This is a genomic window from Neptuniibacter halophilus, from assembly GCF_030295765.1.
Classification (GTDB): Bacteria; Pseudomonadota; Gammaproteobacteria; order Pseudomonadales; family Balneatricaceae; genus Neptuniibacter; species Neptuniibacter halophilus.
The window spans coordinates 1,557,704-1,576,097 of the sequence record NZ_AP027292.1 but is presented as its reverse complement, the minus strand read 5'-3'; the positions used below and the strand labels follow the sequence as shown (position 1 = coordinate 1,576,097).

Annotated in this window: 17 protein-coding genes; 7 read left to right on the top strand and 10 right to left on the bottom strand. The window is 54.5% G+C overall.

What is annotated here, in order from left to right; all coding sequences use genetic code 11:
* Positions 1-21: 21 nt before the first annotated feature.
* A complete protein-coding gene (gene pyrE / locus QUD59_RS07305) occupies positions 22-663 on the bottom strand; it encodes an orotate phosphoribosyltransferase (protein WP_286240526.1) in 642 nt (213 codons plus the stop codon).
* Between the two features lie 177 nt (positions 664-840).
* Here pyrE and QUD59_RS07300 point away from each other — a divergent pair, with 177 nt between their 5' ends.
* On the top strand, positions 841-1,608 hold the full coding sequence (locus QUD59_RS07300; protein WP_286240525.1) for an exodeoxyribonuclease III: 768 nt from the start codon (positions 841-843) through the stop codon (positions 1,606-1,608).
* Positions 1,609-1,675: 67 nt separating this feature from the next.
* Here QUD59_RS07300 and rph read toward each other — a convergent pair whose 3' ends face one another.
* Positions 1,676-2,446: a ribonuclease PH gene (gene rph, locus QUD59_RS07295; protein WP_286240524.1), complete on the bottom strand. Its 771-nt coding sequence runs from the start codon at positions 2,444-2,446 to the stop codon at positions 1,676-1,678.
* A 101-nt stretch (positions 2,447-2,547) separates the two neighbouring features.
* On the opposite strand from rph, the gene QUD59_RS07290 reads away from it, so the two are divergent.
* Positions 2,548-3,411, top strand: a complete 864-nt coding sequence (locus tag QUD59_RS07290; protein WP_286240523.1) for a YicC/YloC family endoribonuclease — start codon at positions 2,548-2,550, stop codon at positions 3,409-3,411.
* Positions 3,412-3,475: 64 nt separating this feature from the next.
* On the opposite strand, the gene aguB is transcribed toward QUD59_RS07290, so the two are convergent.
* The 4 genes from aguB to gcvA form a co-directional block, all read right to left on the bottom strand.
* The gene (gene aguB / locus QUD59_RS07285; RefSeq protein ID WP_286240522.1) at positions 3,476-4,339 is read right to left on the bottom strand and encodes an N-carbamoylputrescine amidase; all 864 of its coding nucleotides are present in this window, start codon (positions 4,337-4,339) and stop codon (positions 3,476-3,478) included.
* 55 nt (positions 4,340-4,394) lie between these two features.
* Entirely contained in the window at positions 4,395-5,486 is a 1,092-nt protein-coding gene (locus tag QUD59_RS07280) for a polyamine ABC transporter substrate-binding protein (protein WP_286240521.1), read from the bottom strand.
* Positions 5,487-5,521: 35 nt separating this feature from the next.
* Complete coding sequence (gene aguA, locus QUD59_RS07275; protein WP_286240520.1) at positions 5,522-6,628, bottom strand: agmatine deiminase; 1,107 nt, start codon at positions 6,626-6,628, stop codon at positions 5,522-5,524.
* A gap of 178 nt (positions 6,629-6,806) precedes the next feature.
* A complete protein-coding gene (gene gcvA, locus QUD59_RS07270) occupies positions 6,807-7,700 on the bottom strand; it encodes a transcriptional regulator GcvA (RefSeq protein WP_286240519.1) in 894 nt (297 codons plus the stop codon).
* Between the two features lie 241 nt (positions 7,701-7,941).
* Between gcvA and QUD59_RS07265 the strand changes: the two genes are divergently transcribed.
* A complete protein-coding gene (locus QUD59_RS07265; protein WP_286240518.1) occupies positions 7,942-8,292 on the top strand; it encodes a winged helix-turn-helix domain-containing protein in 351 nt (116 codons plus the stop codon).
* Positions 8,285-8,836 (top strand): hypothetical protein, encoded by a 552-nt coding sequence (locus QUD59_RS07260; protein WP_286240517.1) that lies wholly within the window; start codon positions 8,285-8,287, stop codon positions 8,834-8,836. The genes QUD59_RS07265 and QUD59_RS07260 overlap by 8 nt, the downstream gene beginning before the upstream one ends.
* Before the next feature lie 34 nt (positions 8,837-8,870).
* Here QUD59_RS07260 and QUD59_RS07255 read toward each other — a convergent pair whose 3' ends face one another.
* The 4 genes from QUD59_RS07255 to QUD59_RS07240 form a co-directional block, all read right to left on the bottom strand.
* Positions 8,871-10,613, bottom strand: a complete 1,743-nt coding sequence (locus QUD59_RS07255; protein ID WP_350227798.1) for a sugar phosphorylase — start codon at positions 10,611-10,613, stop codon at positions 8,871-8,873.
* 12 nt (positions 10,614-10,625) lie between these two features.
* Entirely contained in the window at positions 10,626-11,846 is a 1,221-nt protein-coding gene (locus QUD59_RS07250; RefSeq protein WP_286240516.1) for a glycosyltransferase family protein, read from the bottom strand.
* A gap of 2 nt (positions 11,847-11,848) precedes the next feature.
* Complete coding sequence (locus QUD59_RS07245) at positions 11,849-12,706, bottom strand: HAD-IIB family hydrolase (RefSeq protein ID WP_286240515.1); 858 nt, start codon at positions 12,704-12,706, stop codon at positions 11,849-11,851.
* 259 nt (positions 12,707-12,965) lie between these two features.
* Complete coding sequence (locus QUD59_RS07240) at positions 12,966-14,465, bottom strand: aldehyde dehydrogenase family protein (RefSeq protein WP_286240514.1); 1,500 nt, start codon at positions 14,463-14,465, stop codon at positions 12,966-12,968.
* 496 nt (positions 14,466-14,961) lie between these two features.
* On the opposite strand from QUD59_RS07240, the gene peaA reads away from it, so the two are divergent.
* The 3 genes from peaA to qhpC all read left to right on the top strand — a co-directional run bounded on the left by peaA (position 14,962) and on the right by qhpC (position 18,388).
* A complete protein-coding gene (gene peaA / locus QUD59_RS07235; RefSeq protein WP_286240513.1) occupies positions 14,962-16,563 on the top strand; it encodes a quinohemoprotein amine dehydrogenase subunit alpha in 1,602 nt (533 codons plus the stop codon).
* A 66-nt stretch (positions 16,564-16,629) separates the two neighbouring features.
* Positions 16,630-18,060 (top strand): quinohemoprotein amine dehydrogenase maturation protein, encoded by a 1,431-nt coding sequence (gene peaB, locus QUD59_RS07230; RefSeq protein WP_286240512.1) that lies wholly within the window; start codon positions 16,630-16,632, stop codon positions 18,058-18,060.
* A 1-nt stretch (position 18,061) separates the two neighbouring features.
* Positions 18,062-18,388, top strand: a complete 327-nt coding sequence (gene qhpC, locus QUD59_RS07225) for a quinohemoprotein amine dehydrogenase subunit gamma (RefSeq protein ID WP_286240510.1) — start codon at positions 18,062-18,064, stop codon at positions 18,386-18,388.
* Positions 18,389-18,394: the final 6 nt, after the last annotated feature.

The window sequence follows — 18,394 nt, the reverse complement described above, 5'->3', positions numbered from 1 at the left end:
CTGCCCGGATGCAGGGAGCACTCAGATACCGTAGCTGTCGCGGTAAGCCTGAATGGCTGCCAGTTCTTGATCCATATCGCCCTGTTCACTCAGGTATTCAATCAGATCCGCCAGGCTGACGATGCTGACAACGGGCATGCCGTAGTCGCGCTCGACTTCCTGAATCGCAGACAGCTCGCCTTTACCCTTCTCCTGACGGTTCAGTGCAATCACCACACCGGCAGGTTTTGCACCGGCCTGATCGATGATCTCCATTACTTCGCGGATCGCAGTACCTGCTGTGATCACGTCATCAATAATCAGCACGCCTCCTTCCAGCGGTGCGCCGACCAGATTACCGCCTTCGCCATGATCTTTGGCTTCTTTGCGATTGAAGACGTAAGGGACGTCGTCGCCATGTTGATCAGCCAGTGCAACAGCGGTAGTGGTGGCCAGCGGAATGCCTTTGTAAGCAGGGCCCAGCAGTACGTCGAAATCTACGCCAGAATCTTTAATTGCCTGCGCATAAAAACGGCCCAGTTTTGCCAGTGCGGTACCGGTATTGAACAGGCCGGCATTGAAAAAATAAGGGCTGGTGCGACCGGATTTCAGGGTGAATTCACCAAATCTGAGTACGTTCTGTTGAATAGCAAATTCGATAAATTCGCGCTGGTAATCCTGCATGATAATCTCCGCTGGGAAAGGGCTAAAAAACTGCGCTTATTCTACCAGTGCTTGCGGTCTGGCTCCATTCTCGCGTAATACGGTAAAAAATTTCAATTTGGCTCACTTCACTATACAATTCGACCTTTGTTAAACATCTTCTTGGCTATCGTTTGATTGCAGATAGGAACTGGCTCTATGCGCGTCATCACTTTCAATACACAGGGTATTGAACAAGCTACCGATAATGGCTTTTTCGACTGGATGGTCCAGCAGAATGCAGATGTGGTCTGCCTGCAGGATATCCGGGCCAAGGAGTACCAGCTTGATGACAAACGCTATCATCCGGATGGCTACTATCCCTACTTCTTTGATGCCTGGGAAGATGATTACAGTGGCGTAGCGATCTACTCCCGTGAGATTCCCAAGGCGATTATGACCGGTCTGGGCTTTGAGTTGTGTGACCAGCACGGCCGCTTTATTCAGGCGGACTTTGAGCATGTCAGCGTGTCCTCCTTCAGCATCCCTTCCGGTCTGAAAAGTGAGGAAGCGCAGGAAGAGAAGATCCAGTTTATGAACGATTTTATGGGGCACCTCAGCAAGACTCTGCGTAAACGTCGCGAGTTTATCTTTTGTGGTACGACCCATATCGCGCATAAAACCGTTGATCTGAGTAACTGGTACGCTAACCAGACCGTTTCCGGCTTCCTCCCGGAAGAGCGTGAATGGATGGCAGAGATTCTCGATGAGATGGGTTACGTCGACGCGTTCCGCCAGATCAATAAAGCAGAGCGGCAGTTCACCTGGTGGCCGGATTACAACCGCGCCCGTAAACTGAATGAAGGCGCGCGTCTGGATTACCAGATCACTACCGCCAACCTGCGGAAAAATATCAAAAATGCGAGCATCTTCCGTGATCAGCACTTCAGCGAGCATGCGCCACTGATTATTGATTACGACATCTGATCCCGACAGGGATCAGCAGATACAAAAAAGGAGCCAGCGGCTCCTTTTTTTATGCGAGTGGGGCAGATTATTCTGCCAGTGCTTTCTTCTGCAGCTCCAGCAGTTCGCCGACGCCTTTACGCGCCAGATCCAGCATCGCGTTCAGCTCTTCCTGAGAGTAAGGTGCGCCTTCCGCGGTACCCTGAACCTCAATAAAGCCGCCGTTGCCGGTCATGATCACGTTCATATCGGTTTCGGCTTTGCTGTCTTCGGCGTAATCCAGATCCAGTACCGGCTCGCCTTCATAGATGCCTACAGAGATCGCCGCGATCGCCTGCTTAACGGGATCACCCTTCATGGCACCGTTTTTATCTTTCTTCAGCTCATTGATCGCATCCTGCAGCGCGACAAATGCACCGGTGATAGACGCAGTACGGGTACCGCCATCTGCCTGCAGTACGTCGCAGTCCAGCGTGATGGTGTTCTCGCCCAGTTTGTTCAGGTCCAGCGCCGCACGCAGGGAGCGGCCGATCAGACGCTGAATCTCAACCGTACGTCCACCCTGTTTGCCTTTTGCTGCTTCACGGGCGTTACGGGTGGTGGTGGAGCGGGGCAGCATGCCGTATTCGGCGGTCACCCAGCCCTGACCACTGCCACGCAGGAAACGCGGTACACCACGCTCTATGGTAGCGGTACAGAGAACTTTGGTGTCGCCAAACTCAACCAGAACAGAGCCCTCTGCGTGCTTGGTGAAATTACGGGTGATCTTAACCTCACGCATCTGGTCATTTTCACGGCCGCTTGGGCGGTGCTTTTTAATACCGAGGTTTTGCAGCTGTTCTGAGATAGATGAACTCATGCCTGTCCTTTATCAATAATTCAGGTCTGACCCGGCATGGCACAACCGGGAGAGACTGGTACAATTCAGAATGTTGAGTATTTTAATAGAGATCGGACCATATGACACGCAGCATGACAGCATTTGCCCGCCAGGAAGCGGAACACGACTGGGGCTCCCTGAGCTGGGAGATCCGTTCCGTCAATCATCGCTACCTCGAGCCGCATATGCGTCTGCCGGAAAACCTCAAGGAGCTGGAAGGAAGCCTGCGTGAAAAACTGCGTAAAACCCTGAGCCGTGGCAAAGTGGAGTGCACCCTGCGCTTCAACCCGGAAGCCAAAGTTCAGCAACTGGTAGTGAATGAAGACTACGCCCGCGAAGTGATTCATGCCGCAGAAACCCTGCAGGGCATGCTCGCAGCACATCAACCGGTCGACCCTCTGGAGCTGATGCGCTGGCCGGGCGTGTTGCAGGATGTAAAACTGGATATGGAGCTGGTGAAAAATTCAGCCCGTGCCCTGTTTGATAAAGCACTGGATGACCTCATCGAAGGTCGTAGTCGCGAAGGTGTGGAGCTTTCCGGCCTGATCAACCAGCGCCTCGACTCCATCAGCGAAATCGTCGCCGAAGTGCGGAGCAAAATGCCGCAGATTCTGGAAAACCAGCGCAACAACCTGCAACAGCGTCTGGCCGAGCTGAAACAGGAACTGGACGAGTCGCGTCTGGAACAGGAGATCGCCCTGCTGGCTCAGAAAGCCGATGTCGATGAAGAGATGGATCGCCTCGACACCCATGTGCAGGAGGTTCGCCGCGTACTCAAACAGAAAGGCCCGATCGGCCGCCGCCTAGACTTCCTGATGCAGGAACTCAACCGCGAAGCCAACACCCTCTCATCCAAATCGATCGTCGCCAGCACCACCCAGTGCGCGGTAGAACTGAAAGTCCTGATCGAACAGATGCGCGAGCAGATCCAGAATATCGAATGATCCCCTGCCCGATCCAGATACAAAAAAAACGCCCCAATCCAGGGGCGTTTTTTTATGCGCGGGATTAGCTCAACTGCAATACCCGCTGATAGAGGTCGGGGCGGCGGTCGCGGAACAGGCCCCAGCTATGGCGGGCTTTGGCGCAGGCGTTCAGATCCAGTTCGGCGTAGATGATGGTTTCCTCATCGCGCGGTGCTTCGGCGAGTTTTTTGCCGGTGTGGTCGGTGATGAAGGAGGAGCCGTAAAAGGTGGTGCTGATACCGTCATCGGTTTCGATGCCGGTGCGGTTGGCGGCGATGACCGGTACCAGATTGGCGGCAGAGTGGCCTTGCATGGTGCGCTGCCAGTGGTCGCGGGAGTCCAGCGTCGGGTCCTGTGGTTCGGAGCCGATGGCGGTGGGGTAGAAGATCGCTTCGGCACCGGCCAGTGCCATGCTGCGTGCCAGTTCCGGGAACCACTGGTCCCAGCAGATGCCGGCGCCGAAGGTACCATAGGCGGTTTTCCAGACTTTAAAGCCGGTATCGCCGGGGCTGAAGTAGAACTTTTCGCTGTAGCCGGGGCCGTCCGGGATGTGGGATTTTCGGTAGTTATCCAGCACGCTGCCGTCGGCGTCGATCATCACCAGCGAGTTAAAGAAGGTGTTACCGTCTTTCTCAAAGTAGCTGACCGGCAGCACCACCTTGAGTTCTGCGGCCAGTTCACTGAGTTGGGCGATTACCGGGTGGCCTTGCAGTGGCTGAGCCAGCTCAAAATATTTCGCTTCCTGCTTTTTACAGAAGTAGGGGGTAAGGAACAGCTCCTGCAGAACAATTACCTGCGCGCCTTCCTTAGCCGCTTCACGGATTGCGGCGGTTATTTTTTTCAGCGTTTTGTCCTGCTGCCAGTCGATGGCTAATTGCACCGTGGCAAACTTAACCGTATTGCTCATGGGTTATACCTTTCTATACAGCGCCGGGGGAGTAGGGTGATCTCCCCCGGAGGGATTATTTGTCGGTTTTGATTCGGGTCCACATACGGGTCAGCATGCGTTTGTACTTGGCGCTGCGGTCGCGGTCGCCGAACAGGTTTTTATGGGTTTCGGCAGTCGGGTAGATACCGGGGTGACCGGTGATCTCGGGATTGACCAGCGGTGTCGCTGCCTGATTGGCGTTGGCATACCAGATATAGTCGCTGATTCCGGCGATTACCTCGGGCTCCATCAGGTAGTCGAGGAAGGCATAGGCTGCCTCGGCATTGCCGGAGTCCGCGACCAGATTGAACGTATCCGCCCAGCCCTGTGCGCCCTCTTTGGGAATTACGTAATCCACCTGAATACCGTTGTCAGCTTCGGCAGCACGCAGGCTGGCGGTGAATACATCGCCACTCCAGCCCAGTGCCAGACAGATCTCGCCATTGGCCAGATCGTTGATATAGCGGGAGCTGTCAAAGTACTGCACATAAGGGCGGATGGCTCTGAGCTTTTCCTCTACCTGTTTAAGGTCTTCGCGGGACTCTGAGTTCGGGTCTTTGCCAAGGTACTTCAGCAGGGCGGCGCTGACTTCAGTGGGGGCATCGACAATCGCGACGCCACATTCAGCGAACTGGCTGATGACCTCCGGCTCAAATAGGGTTTTCCAACTGTCAGGCGTGGTGTCTCCGAGTATCCTGTTAGCCTGAGCAACGTTGTAGCCGATGCCGGTGGTTCCCCACATATAAGGGATGGCGTGCTGATTTTCCGGGTCGTAGCTGGCCACAATCTCAAGGACTTTAGGATCCAGATTGGCATAGTTTTTCAGGCGACTTTTATCCAGTGGCTGGAAGGCACCCGCCTGTATCTGGCGTTGCAGGAAGGCGCCGGATGCAACGACCAGATCGTAGCCGCTGTCGCCGAGTAAGACTTTGGTTTCTGCCATCTCCTGCGAGTCGTAAACATCGTAGTTGACCTTGATACCGGTGCGGGCCTCAAAGTGCTCAATCGCTTCATCGGTGATGTAATCGGACCAGTTGTAGATATTCAGGGTTTGGTTTTCGGTTGCATGAGCCAGCGGGGTGAGCAATGTGCAACCCAGCAAAAGTTGGTGGCATGCTTTTTTCATCTGTTTTTCTCCGTCTTTGCCGATGGGGTAAGCGGTTACTTCGCGGGGCCAGCGTATTGAGGCTGGGTGATGCAGGCGACGTTGCCGCCACCGAGCAGGATCTCCCGGGCGTTTTTCAGGCCGACCACTTCGTGTTCAGGGAACAGTTCACGCAGTATCTGTTGTGCCGGTTCATCCATCGGGTCGTCGTAACTCGGCACCAGCAGTACTTTGTTACCAACGTAATAGTTGATGTAGGAGGCGCAGATTCTGGTGCCCGCCTCACGGACATGGGTACCGGCGATCTGATCCAGCCCTTCGGCTTCTTCATCGCTCCATACCAGCGCTTTCGGCTGGGGGAGTTTGTGGATGTTGATCATACGGCCTTTCGCATCGGTACTGTTTTTGAGGATCGCGTAGGCTTCCTGATAGATCTCGTACTGCGGATCGGTTTCATCGTCGGTCCACTGCAGCAGTAGCTCGCCGGGCGCAACCCAGCAGGCCAGGTCATCAATATGACCGTCGGTTTCATCGAACTTGCAGCCCCGTGGCAGCCAGATCACCTTCTCGGCACCCATGTATTCGCACAGCAGCCGTTCTACCTCGGCTTTGCCCAGATGCGCGTTACGGTTTGGGTTGAGCAGGCACTGCTCGGTGGTCAGCACGGTACCCTGACCGTCGCACTGGATACCGCCCATCTCGGCGATCAGGGGGGCGCGGTAGCGGTCGAGGTTTTCAATCTCCAGCATTTTTTGTGCAATTTTGTCGTCTGCATCCCAGGGGAAGTAGAGCCCGCCATCGAGTCCGCCGTAAGCGTTAAAGGTCCAGTCGGTGCCACGTACATCGCCCTGATCATTAACCAGAAAGGCGCAGCCGGAATCGCGCAGCCAGGAATCGTTAGTCGACATCTCCACGACCCGGACTCCCGGTGGCAGCATGCTGCGCGCATTTTCATACTGTGCGGCGGAGGCGCACACTGTTACGGGCTCGCTCCGGGCGATAATCCGGCAGACCTCCACCCAGACTTTCTGCGCTGGTTTGGCACCGTTGCGCCATACATCCGGGCGTTCAGGCCAGCCCAGCCAGCAGCCTTTTTTGGGTTCAAATTCGCCCGGCATGCGAAAGCCGTCCTGACGTGGAGTTGTCTTGAGTGTTCGTGCCATAGTTCTCTGCTTCTTGTTGTTTGAGTTGAACAGGTTGTGTGCAATTCAAACTAAACAGCGGGGGGGAGGAGCGTCTATTGAAAATAGACGGGTTAATCGTTAAGAAATATTCAACGATATTTACTAGCTATATGATTTTAATAGAGTTTTATGATTGGGCTTTGGGGTCTGTCTGGGGCTATAAATCGTGTAATTGCTGCATGAGCCAGTCAGTAAACAACTGAATTTTAGCATCCGCTTTTTTACGTTTTTCGGCGACCAGATAGTAGTTACCCAGCGAGTGCACACGCTCAGAGAAAGGCCTTACCAGCGCACCGGACTGCAGGTCGGCACTGGCAATAATCTTATCGCCCATTGCCACGCCGAGCCCGGCGATGGCCGCCTCAAGCGAGAGGCCCGCGTGGGCAAAGTTCAGGTGCTGTGGCGCTTTGAGCACATCCGGCGCGTGGGCTCCAAGCCAGGTGGCCCAGGTCTTGCCGCTCTGATCATCGTGCAACAAACGGTGGCCCCGCAGATCATCCGGCTGCCGCAGAGGAGGGCCTTGCTCCAGAAGCTTCGGGCTGCACACCGGGTAAAATTCCAGATCGCCAATTGGGGTTACCCAGTAGCGGTCCCAGTCGGCATTACCGGCATCGTAGATGATGGTGATATCCGCTTGCGAGTTGATTGTCTGCGCATCGCTGGAGTGTTCCAGCAGGCTGATATCGATCATCGGGTGCTGGTCAGCAAAGCTGCCGATCTGGTGGATCAGCCACTTAGAGGTGATCTCTGGCGGTGCAGACAGGGTCAGCCGTCCGCTCAGGCCCGGTTTCATGGTCAGCTCGCAGGCTTCGGCGATCAGATCCAGCGATTGCTGAATCGCCGGCAGCAGATTCCTGCCGGCCGTTGTGAGGCTGACGGTGCGGCCCTGTTTTGCAAACAGTTTCACACCGAGGTGATCTTCCAGCGCTTTTACCTGATGACTTACAGCGCTGACCGTTACACACAGCTCATCAGCGGCCTGACCAAAGTGCTGGTGGCGGGCTGCGGCTTCAAAGGCGCGAAGTGGATTCAGAGGAGGAAGACGGCGCATCAGACAAACAGTTGCTGGCTACTCAATAATGGATTCCTGAGAGTAACGCCTGAGCCGATATTTGAACATCCCTGTTTGCCGGAAAGTAGAAGCGCTTCCGGTGCTGCACAGGCATCTGAAACGGTCTTTTGATTTTCTTTTTAGATCATATGAATCTATTATAAGTTCATATGAGCCTTTTAATAGGTCGTTTGGCTGAATTTACTTTTCACCCCAAATCTCTGTGTAGTGAGTAAGCAATATGTTAGAAGCGCTGTTGGGCAATATAAATAAAGAACGTGTGCTGGTGTTTCTGGTGGCGCGGAATGAGGGTTATCCACGCCAGATTGCTGCGTTCTTTGATGCTCCCCTGACACCTATTCAGAAACAGGCAGAGAAGCTCGAAACGGCAGGGGTTCTCTACAGCCGTTATGTGGGGCGATCCAGAGTATATGCACTTAACCCAAGGTGTGTTTACCTTAAAGAATTGAAGGCCATGATTAACCGTGTACTGGAGTTTTATCCGGAAGAGCTCAGGGACGCTTTGCTCAACAATCGCCGCCGCCCGCGCAAGCCGGAAAAACCGTTAACAAGGGTCGCAACTGATGGGTAAACGGGATGTCATCCATCCCGGAATCATTGCCCGGGATCTGGCAGGGCTGATCGCTTCGCATCTGGCAGAGCAGGGTATTGATGTGACACTGGTGGGCGGGGCTTGCGTTTCCATTTACTCCAACAATTTTTATCAATCGGATGACCTCGACTTTGTTGATCGGTCTTACGTGCCAAACGTAGCCCTGAAGGAGGCGATGGCTGTCATCGGTTTTACACCCGTCGGTCGTTACTATGAACATCCTCAATCGCCTTTCGTGGTTGAGTTTCCTTCGGGCCCGCTGTCAGCAGGAGATGACCCGATAAAGGAATGGGTTACTTTAGCCACTCCATTGGGAACCTTCTCGCTGATCACTCCGCAGGATTGTATTAAAGACCGGCTGGCTGCTTACTTTCATTGGGATGACCGGCAGGGGCTGGCCCAGGCATCGTGGGTTGCCAGAGATCAGGCGGGTCAGTACAGTCTGGATGAGCTTCAGATCTGGGCTGAGCGTGAAGGCGAGTTAGAGAAGTTCAGAGAGTTTGTCGACCTCATCCATTCATGAAAAGATTCAGCAGATAATCTGCAGTGCTGCTCGCCTACATATTCGATAACCACAAGCTCTGATAGGGCTTCAGCTCCATTGTCGCCTGCAGGTCCGGGCAGGGCTGCTGGGTGAGCAGATCATGCCAGTCGTTGGTGCTGATCAGATTCAGGTCAGACAGTTGCAGGGTGGCGGGTTGGTCACTGATATTGCTGAGGCAGAATATGCTTTGCCGCCGGTCGATACTCTGGCGCCAGAAGCCGAAGATCTGCTCGCCCAGATGCAGGGTGAACTGGGTGGCGTTGGGATGAAACGCGCGCTGGCGAATGCGAATGGCGATCAGTCGTTTCAGTTCGCTGAAGATACGGGCGTGGTGGCTTTCGGGATCGCTCAGTTGCTGCTCGAGATCGCGGTACTGCCAATGGTGACGATTAATTGAGCGGAAGTGTCCGGTCATTTTCACCCGTTCATAATCGTTGTGGCTGCCGAGCAAACTCTGGAAATAGATACCCGGAATACCCTCCAGCGCGAGCATAATGGTGTGGGCACAGATAAATCGTGCCTCAGCCAGATTGTCTTTACCCTGCACGGTACCCTGTAGTGCATCGAACAGGGCGATATTGATCTCATAGGGTTTGTTGATCCCGCTGTCCAGTGCGCGCCATGAGACATGTCCACCAAAGTTCTGCATCGTAGCGATCAGCTCATCTACCTCTTCATCGGACAGAATGCCTTCTACCGGGCGCAGGCCGATGCCATCGTGGGAGGCGATAAAGTTGAAGAAGGCGGTGCCATCCTGAGCCGGGGGCATGCTCATCATCCACTGCCGCAGATAGCGGTTATTGCCGGTGATCAGGGCATGCAGCAGCAAAGGCGGCAGCGAGAAGTTATACACACAGTGCGCTTCGTTAGCGTTACCGAAATAGGAGAGATTTTCGCGGCTGGGAATATTGGTCTCGGTAATGATCATTGCCGTTGGGCAGGCGTATTCGATCAGTGTGCGCAGCAGGCGGACAATCTCATGGGTCTCAGCCAGATTGAGGCAACTGGTGCCGGGAACCTTCCACAGAAAAGCCACCGCATCCAGCCGGAAGATATTCACCCCGTGATCGAGATAGAGGCGAATAATCCGGACAAACTCCTTCAAAACCGCCGGGTTGCGAAAATCCAGATCAACCTGATCCTGGCTGAAGGTGCACCAGACATGCTGCAGCCCCTGTTCGGTTTTTACCGGATGCAGAAGCGGGCTGGTACGGGGACGCACCACCGCAGAAAGATCAGATGCCGGGTCTGCCGTGAAAAAATAATCATGGCCAGTGCCCCGGCCTTGTATAAAGTTACCGAACCACTCGCTCCGGGATGAGCAGTGATTGAGTACTAAATCGCTCATTAACCGGAATTCAGCCGATATCGTCTCTATATCGCTCCAGGTTCCTGCACTATCGCGGACGTTGTAAAAATCGGTTACGGCAAAGCCATCGTCTGAACTGTAGGGAAAAAACGGCAGAATATGCACCCCGCTGATCAGCCCTTCGCACGGGTTGTGCAGAAACCGATACAGGGTTTGCAGGGGCGTTTCCTCCGGATGATGCAGCGCGTCACCGTAACCGATCATAATGACATCCCGCTGATCCCAGTGGTTTTGATGGGGAACGGGTGCGGCGGTGACTTGCTCCAGACGCATCAGGCTGATCAGCTCTTCAGCCAGCTCAGTGATGTCCACGCCCTCTATCTGCTCATAAATAAGCTGCAGATGGCTCTGCAGGGTATAGTTGAGCTGTTCCATTGCAGTATTCACAGAGCGGCCCTCTCAGAGAAAGGCTTTGTTATCAGCTTCGACGGCCTCGATCAGACGGTCGAACACATCCGGCATCGCGCTGACCACCCGGTTCCAGCTTGGGATAAACGGTTTCTCCATCGGGTGGTTCAGGAACTCATCGCCGGCAATCATAATATTGCGGGCAAACATCTCGGCGGCTTCCTCCTCGGCATGAATATCCAGTTTCAGGCCATTCATCAGCGCATCGTTATGGTAAGTTTCGACAAAATCCAGCGCGATCCGGTAATAGGTCGCTTTCAGGGTACGGAAGCTCTCACTGCTGAAGGTATGCCCCTGAGTCGCCAGCTTGCGGAACAGCGCTTTGGTAATGTCGATCGACATTTTCGACAGACCGGCATTGACGTTATCCAGAGACAGATCCTGATGCTTGTGATCATAGCGATCAGCGATATCCACCTGACAGAGACGGTTATTTGAATAGTTGCGGTGCATCTCTGAGAGCACGCCGATCTCCAGTCCCCAGTCGCTGGGGATGCGTATGTCGTTGAGCACGTCGCGGCGGAAGGAGAACTCACCGGCAAGCGGATAGCGATAGCTGTCCATATACTCCAGATAGTGACTGCCGGGTAAAATTTTCTTCAGAGATCGCAGCAGAGGCGTGACCAGCAGGCGACTGACGCGGCCGTTGATCTTGCCATCGGCCACACGGGTATAGAACCCTTTGCAGAACTCGTAGTTAAACTGAGGGTGCGCTACAGGATAGATCAGCCTCGCCAGCAGCTCCCGCGTGTAGGTAGTGATATCACAATCGTGCAGAGCCACAGATTCTGCCCGCCCTGAAGCCAGCACATACCCCATGCAATACCAGACATTACGGCCTTTACCGGGCTCCTTTGGCGCCAGATCCAGTGCCTGCAGCTCCGCGTCCAGTGCCCGTAGCCGGGGGCCATCGTTCCATAAAATACGGTGATGCTGCGGCAGTTTGCTGAAGAAAGACTGGGCGAACCGGAATTGTGCTTCATCGGCCCGATCCAGACCGATCACGATCTCATTCAGATAGGGCACCCGGCTGATCTCATCGATAATATTGCCCAGCGCAGGCCCCTCCAGTTCGGAAAACAGCGAAGGCAGAATAATCCCCAGAGGACGTTTCTGGCTGAAACGGAGCAGATCCTGCTCCAGATCCTCAACCGGACGATGTGACAGGTTGTGCAGGGTGGTAATGATGCCGTTCTGATAAAAATCAGCCATAACTACTCCTTACCCTGTGGGTAATCTGAATCGGAAAATCTGAGAAAGGGTGCCGCCAGCCGTGACACGGCTTCGTTCCAGCCATCCGGCCCCATCGCTTCAGTGATGTTCAGCCGAGGGTGTTCCAGAACCGGAGGAGGGTGTACGGGAGAGCGGATTAACACGGCGAGATCCGCCGCGCTGAGCATCGCCAGATCATTCTGACTGTCCCCTGCGGCGAGGGTAGTAAAGTGATTGCCGGGGTTAAACTGGCGATAGCGTTCACTCAGCCAGTTTAAAGCTTTGCCTTTATCGCACTGACCGGTGATATGCAGGAACCGGCCACCCTCAAGTACGTTAGCCCCATGACGCTGAGCAGCCCGGATAAATTGCTGTTTACGATTCTCGCTGCCGAGCCAGTAAACCGGCTCACTGAAATCCCGTTGGTTGGCGAGGGCAGCCGATGCAGGAGAGAGCCCAGTCATCTCAATAATGCCGCTGACCCCGGCTTCAGAAAAACTAATGAACTCGTTTGTAAACAGCGGCTTAAGTTCTATCAGAAGCTGCTGCCAGACACCACGCGGTTCAGAAAACCGCTGACACAAAAAATCGCCATAGACTTCGCATCCCGAAACAGGCTCAGGGAAATAGTACTCAGGTATAAAAACGGCTGCGCCATTCTCAACAACAAATGGATGTGGATTAGACAACGCTACCCGCAAAGGAATCAGCTCCGCACGGGTTTTACTGGTCACAGGAATAACCGGCACCGAATGCTCAGCCAGACGGCCGAGCAGCTCTGCCGCCGGAGCAAAGCCGTAACTGTAATGATCCAGCAGAGAACCATCTAAATCGGTATAGATCAGTAATCTTTCGCTCATGTTCCCGTTCAGACCCACCAAATTTGTGCGTTAACCTGCCGGGTGTTATGCGGTGCACCTTTGTGGTGCAAAAGTCATCCCGCAGACGCAGTGTTCAGGTGATTAACCTCGTTTTATTAAGGTTCAGCAGAAACCGTGCCGGAATCAGCAGGAGGGAGTGATCAAGCAGAAAATCTGGTCCGAATGCTGTTATTTATTGTATTTATCAGGCAATAAAAAACCGGAGTCAGGCTCCGGTTTTTTTGTGGTTTGGTGGCTATCAGATACTCATCAGAACCGACTTCACTTCGGTGTAGTGTTCGATGACATCGCTGCCCATTTCACGGCCGAGACCGGACTGTTTGTAACCGCCGAATGGCAGCGCCGGGTCGAGTGCGGTGTGGCAGTTGACCCAGACAGAGCCGGACTTGATACGTGGGATCATGCGATGAACTTCTGACAGGTTGTTGGACCAGATGCTGGCACCCAGTCCGTACTGGCTGTCGTTGGCGATACGCACCGCTTCATCGATGTCGTCAAACGGCATCGCGACCAGTACCGGGCCGAAGATCTCCTCTTGTACAACGCTGGCGTTCTGATCGACGTTGACCATCACGGTCGGTTTAACGAAGAAGCCCGGACGGTCGGCGGCACCGCCACCGGCAGTCAGGCGGGCTCCGCTGCTGATGCCCTGTTCGATATAACCACAGACCCGTGACTGCTGCTTCGCGGAAACCAGTGGGCCCATCTGCGCATTCGGGTCGAGGCCTGCACCCAGTGTCATGCTGTTGGCAATATCAGAGATATCGGCCACGACGTTGTCGAAGTGTTTCTTGTGAACGTAGAGGCGAGAACCTGCACAGCAGACCTGTCCCTGGTTAAAGAAGATTGCGTTAGCCGCGCCGGCGGCTGCACTTTGCAGATCGGCATCCGGCAGGACGATGGTCGGGGATTTACCACCCAGCTCAAGGGTGACCCGGGTCATGGTGTCCATGGCGGCTTTACCGATCAATTTACCGACGTCGGTCGAACCGGTGAAGGTCAGCTTATCCACATCTGGATTCGCCGTCAGTGCCGCACCCGCTTCCTGACCATAACCTGTAACGACGTTCACCACGCCCGGCGGATAGCCGGCTTCCAGCGCCAGTTCGCCGAGTTTCAGTGCGGTCAGCGGGGTGTCTTCGGCGGGCTTCAGAACCACGGTACAACCGGTAGCCAGAGCCGGGCCCAGTTTCCAGCAGGCCAGCAACAGCGGGAAGTTCCAGGCGACGATTGCACCGACAACCCCCACCGCTTCACGTCGGGTGTAACCGTGGAACTGTGCATCCGGCATAAAGGGTACAGACACATCTACGCTGCGGCCTTCGATTTTGGTTGCGAAGCCAGCCATATAGCGGAGGAAGTCGACTGCCAGCCGGATATCCACATGCTCAGCGATGACGACGCTTTTACCGTTATCCATCGCTTCGATCTCAGCCAGCAGGCCTGCATTTTTCTCGATCAGATCAGCGAAGTCCCAGAGTAGTTTTTGTCGATCAACCGGCTTGATCCGACTCCAGGCGGAGTCGTCAAAGGTCTGTCGGGCGGTTTGTACGGCCAGATCCATCTCTGCTTTACCGGCAGCCGGTACCCGGGTGATCACCTCGCCATCGGATGGATTGACGACGTCGATGGTGCGCCCGTCGGCTGCACTGAGCCACTGGTCGCCTACCAGAAAGCGGTGTTCACGTTGAATAAAAGCGGTGGCTTCAGGTGAGGGGGTGAATGTAGCTGAATTCATAAAGTGACCTTTTATTGTTATGTCGATCTTATAAAGGCAAACCCTTACTGCGAGAAGATGTTGCCGAATTCAGGTTGGCTGACACCGCTTCACCAGCAGGGTTCTTGCGTTTGCTGCCAGAGCTATCGCAAAGGCTGTGCCAGACAGAATTAGTTCTATATAACTACATGAAAACAAATGAGTTTCTTATAGGCTGGGGGAGGCGAAGGGTGTATTTGACTGTTTCAGACTGAGACAGGGTGTCAAAAAATAAGTCATTCGCTGAGACAGCCGCGCAGCCCGTATTGGCGCTGATCATGGCGGAAGTGTTGCAGAACTGAACAGCAGTGTTGCGGAATAAAACAGTGTTTTACTGATAAGTGAAACCCCTTATTTTGTTATCTGATTGAAATATAAGGGGTTGTTGGTTTTGGCACGGGGTGTGCGTTAAGGATGTCAGGTTAGCACTATTGGGTGGTCGTACCACCGCAGAATAAACATAAAAAGGAGTCTGGCCTTGAAGAAGAATACGAAACTATCCACCTGGATGGGGGGCGTGATGCTGGCGGGGGCGATGTTACCGGCATCGTCAGTGCAGGCAGCCGACGCCGAATCCATCATCAAGAATAAATGTCTGGCCTGTCACACGCAGGAGCAGGCAGAACCCGCCCAGTTCAGCCGTATGAGCCATCAGCGTAAAACACCGGAAGGGTGGCTGATGAGCATCGCGCGTATGCAGTTGATGCACAATCTGCAGATTACCGATGAAGAGCGCCGTACGCTGGTGAAGTACTTCGCTGACCGTCAGGGTCTGGCTCCGGAAGAAACCGAAGGCGCCCGCTACGCTATGGAGCGCCGTCTTAATACCATGGAATCCTTCGATTCTCAGGAGTTCACGGAGATGTGTGCCCGCTGTCACTCCGGTGCCCGCGTGATGTTGCAGCGTCGCCCGCAGTCGGAATGGGAGCATCTGGTGCACTTCCATCTGGGTCAGTGGCCAACGCTTGAGTATCAGGCGCTGGCACGTGACCGTGACTGGATGGAGATTGCACTGAATCAGACCGTGCCGCAGTTGGGTAAGGATCTGGGGCTGGAATCTAAAGCCTGGGAGAACTGGCAGAAAGCGAAGAAAGTACCGATGGATGGTAACTGGAGCTTCAGTGCGACGATGCCGGGTAAAGGCGATCTGCGCGGTGTGATGACCATTTCCGGTGGTAAGAACGATCTCTACAAGGTCAGCGTTAAGGGTGAATATGCCGATGGCAGCGCCTTTACCGGTAAAGGTAGCGCGATTGTTTATACCGGTTATGAGTGGCGTGCGAATCTTGAAATCGATGGCGTGAAGATGCGTCAGGTCTTTGCGGCTTCCAAAGACGGCAATGAACTGACCGGGCGTATGTTTGAAGCGGTCCATGATGAGAAAGGTATGGACTTCACTGCAGTGCGTGAAGGCAGTGGCGCCAGGTTGCTGGCGGTTCAGCCTGAGTATATCCGTGCCGGTTCGACGCAGGTTCTGACGCTGGTCGGTACCGGTCTGGGCAAAGAGGTTGCTCTGGGTAAAGGGCTGAAAGTCAACCAGGTGCTGTACCGTGACACCAACAAGCTGGTGGTTCAGGTTCAGGCCAGTGACGATGCTCAGTTGGGTAGCCGTCAGGTGAAAGCAGGTAAGGCTAACGGTGCCGCGATCAATGTCTTTGATCAGATCGGCAGCGTTAAGGTTGTACCGGACTTCAGTGTAGGCCGTGTCGGTGGTAATGGTGGTTCAACGCCGAAGTACAACGCTTACTTCCAGGCCGAAGCCTGGATGAATGGTGCCGATGGTAAGGCGGGTACCGATGACGATATGCGCATCGGCTTTGTTCCGGCTGCGTGGCATGTAGAGCCGTTTGATGAGCAGGCGGCAGCCGATGACGACGTGAAATTTACCGGCAAAATGGATCCGAAAACCGGGGTGTTTACCACCGCCGCTGCCGGACCTAACCCGGAACGCCGGATGTCGACAAACAACGCCGGTAACCTGAAAGTGGTTGCGACCGTGGATGAGAAGGGTCAGGCCCTGACTGCCGACGGCCAGTTGATCGTGACGGTTCAGCGTTGGAATAACCCGCCGTTGCCATAACAGATACACCCAATCACGGGGCGGCGTTGCCGCCAGAGAATAAGAATAAGTGAGGAGGGTTGTTCTATGGGCGCCCAATTAAATCTGGTTGAACAGAATCTGCATCTGGTGGAAGTGGATGCGAAACAGTTGCTGTTTCATATCCCCTCCAGCAGTTTGTTTGAGCTGGACAGCCTGACCCTGCAACTGATCGAAACCCTGCGTAGCGAACAGCAGACCGCAGAACAGTTGGTTTCGGAACTGCAGCGTCAGTTCCCGGCCGAGCAGATTGCGGATACGCTGAAAGAGCTGATCGCGCTTGAACTGGTCAGTGACGGATCACCGCTGACACCGGAAATCGGCCTGAAGAAGGTAACCGAATTTCCGCTGAATACGGTGGTGCTGAACGTTAATACCGGTTGTAACCTGAGCTGCAGTTATTGCTACAAGGAAGATCTGGATAAGCCGTCTGCCGGCAAGAAGATGGGGCTGGACACTGCGATCCAGTCGATCGAAATGCTGATTCAGGAGTCCCCCGACGAGAGCCGCTACAACGTGGTGTTCTTTGGCGGGGAGCCGCTGTCCAATCTGCCTTTGATCAAGGATGTGGTGGCCTATTCGGAGCGGCGTTTTGCCGAGCTGGGTAAGCCGGTGGACTTTACCATGACCACCAATGCCACCCTGCTGACAGAGGAGATCGTTGACTGGCTGAACCAGCATCGTTTCGGTATCTCTATCAGTATGGACGGGCCGAAGGCGATTCACGATAAGAACCGGATCACTGTCGGTGGTCAGGGAACTTATGATGTGGTCAGTCGTAAGGCACGGATGCTGCTGGAACGGTTTAACGCCCGCCCGGTCGGAGCGCGGGTCACCCTGACCAAAGGGATTACCGATATCCGTCGCATCTGGGATCACCTGTTCAACGAGCTGGGGTTTGCCGAAGTGGGTTTTGCCCCGGTAACGTCCGGTGATATCAGCTACTACAACCTCAGTGACACTGAGCTGGTCGAAGTGTTCAGCAACATGAAGGCGCTGGGGCGGGAGTATCTGGAGGCTGCACTGGAGCACCGGAATATCGGTTTCTCCAATATGCATCAGTTGATCACCGATCTGCATGAGGGCAATAAAAAAGCGCTGCCCTGTGGTGCAGGTGTTGCCATGCTGGCGGTGGATCACGAAGGCGGCCTGAATCTCTGTCACCGTTTTACCGGTTCCGATCTGGATACCTTTGGTTCGGTTCAGGAAGGTGTGGATAAAGAGCGTCTGGGTTCATTCCTGGAGCAGCGTCTGGATCGCACCAATACCGGCTGTTCCAGTTGCCGGATCCGTAACCTCTGTTCCGGTGGTTGTTACCACGAAAGCTACGCCCGTTATGAAGACCCGACTCATCCCGTTTATCACTACTGCGAACTGATGCGTGACTGGGTGGACTTCGGTATCGAAGTCTACAGCCGCATCATGGCCGAGAACCCGGCCTTTATCGACAGTTATATTTCTCCTCGGAGGGCTCACTGATATGAAACATCTCAAGCCTCTTAATAATAAAGCACGCATCCTGGACAAAGCCGTAGGTGAAGGCCAGGTAGAAGAAGTCGTGGCGATGTCATCCCTCGCCGGCTGTACTGCAACCACCGATCCGGGCTGGGAGATCGATGCCTTTGGTTCGGTTACCTCCCTCTGTCAGCCGATGGAATCCGATCTGTATGGCTGCGCTGATCCTTGCTGGTGGCCTGCACAGGTGCCGGACATGATGAACACCTATCCGGACTGGAATAAGGATGCGCATCAATCAGGCGAGAACTGGCGCAACCTGGGGACCGTATTCCCGGCAGATAAAGACTAATCAGAA

Bases quoted from the DNA above. Each gene is read 5' to 3' on its own strand.
- pyrE (WP_286240526.1), bottom strand. From the start codon at position 663: ATGCAGGATTACCAGCGCGAATTTATCGAATTTGCTATTCAACAGAAC.
- QUD59_RS07300 (WP_286240525.1), top strand. From the start codon at position 841: ATGCGCGTCATCACTTTCAATACACAGGGTATTGAACAAGCTACCGAT.
- rph (WP_286240524.1), bottom strand. From the start codon at position 2,446: ATGAGTTCATCTATCTCAGAACAGCTGCAAAACCTCGGTATTAAAAAG.
- QUD59_RS07290 (WP_286240523.1), top strand. From the start codon at position 2,548: ATGACACGCAGCATGACAGCATTTGCCCGCCAGGAAGCGGAACACGAC.
- aguB (WP_286240522.1), bottom strand. From the start codon at position 4,339: ATGAGCAATACGGTTAAGTTTGCCACGGTGCAATTAGCCATCGACTGG.
- QUD59_RS07280 (WP_286240521.1), bottom strand. From the start codon at position 5,486: ATGAAAAAAGCATGCCACCAACTTTTGCTGGGTTGCACATTGCTCACC.
- aguA (WP_286240520.1), bottom strand. From the start codon at position 6,628: ATGGCACGAACACTCAAGACAACTCCACGTCAGGACGGCTTTCGCATG.
- gcvA (WP_286240519.1), bottom strand. From the start codon at position 7,700: ATGCGCCGTCTTCCTCCTCTGAATCCACTTCGCGCCTTTGAAGCCGCA.
- QUD59_RS07265 (WP_286240518.1), top strand. From the start codon at position 7,942: ATGTTAGAAGCGCTGTTGGGCAATATAAATAAAGAACGTGTGCTGGTG.
- QUD59_RS07260 (WP_286240517.1), top strand. From the start codon at position 8,285: ATGGGTAAACGGGATGTCATCCATCCCGGAATCATTGCCCGGGATCTG.
- QUD59_RS07250 (WP_286240516.1), bottom strand. From the start codon at position 11,846: ATGGCTGATTTTTATCAGAACGGCATCATTACCACCCTGCACAACCTG.
- QUD59_RS07245 (WP_286240515.1), bottom strand. From the start codon at position 12,706: ATGAGCGAAAGATTACTGATCTATACCGATTTAGATGGTTCTCTGCTG.
- QUD59_RS07240 (WP_286240514.1), bottom strand. From the start codon at position 14,465: ATGAATTCAGCTACATTCACCCCCTCACCTGAAGCCACCGCTTTTATT.
- peaB (WP_286240512.1), top strand. From the start codon at position 16,630: ATGGGCGCCCAATTAAATCTGGTTGAACAGAATCTGCATCTGGTGGAA.
- qhpC (WP_286240510.1), top strand. From the start codon at position 18,062: ATGAAACATCTCAAGCCTCTTAATAATAAAGCACGCATCCTGGACAAA.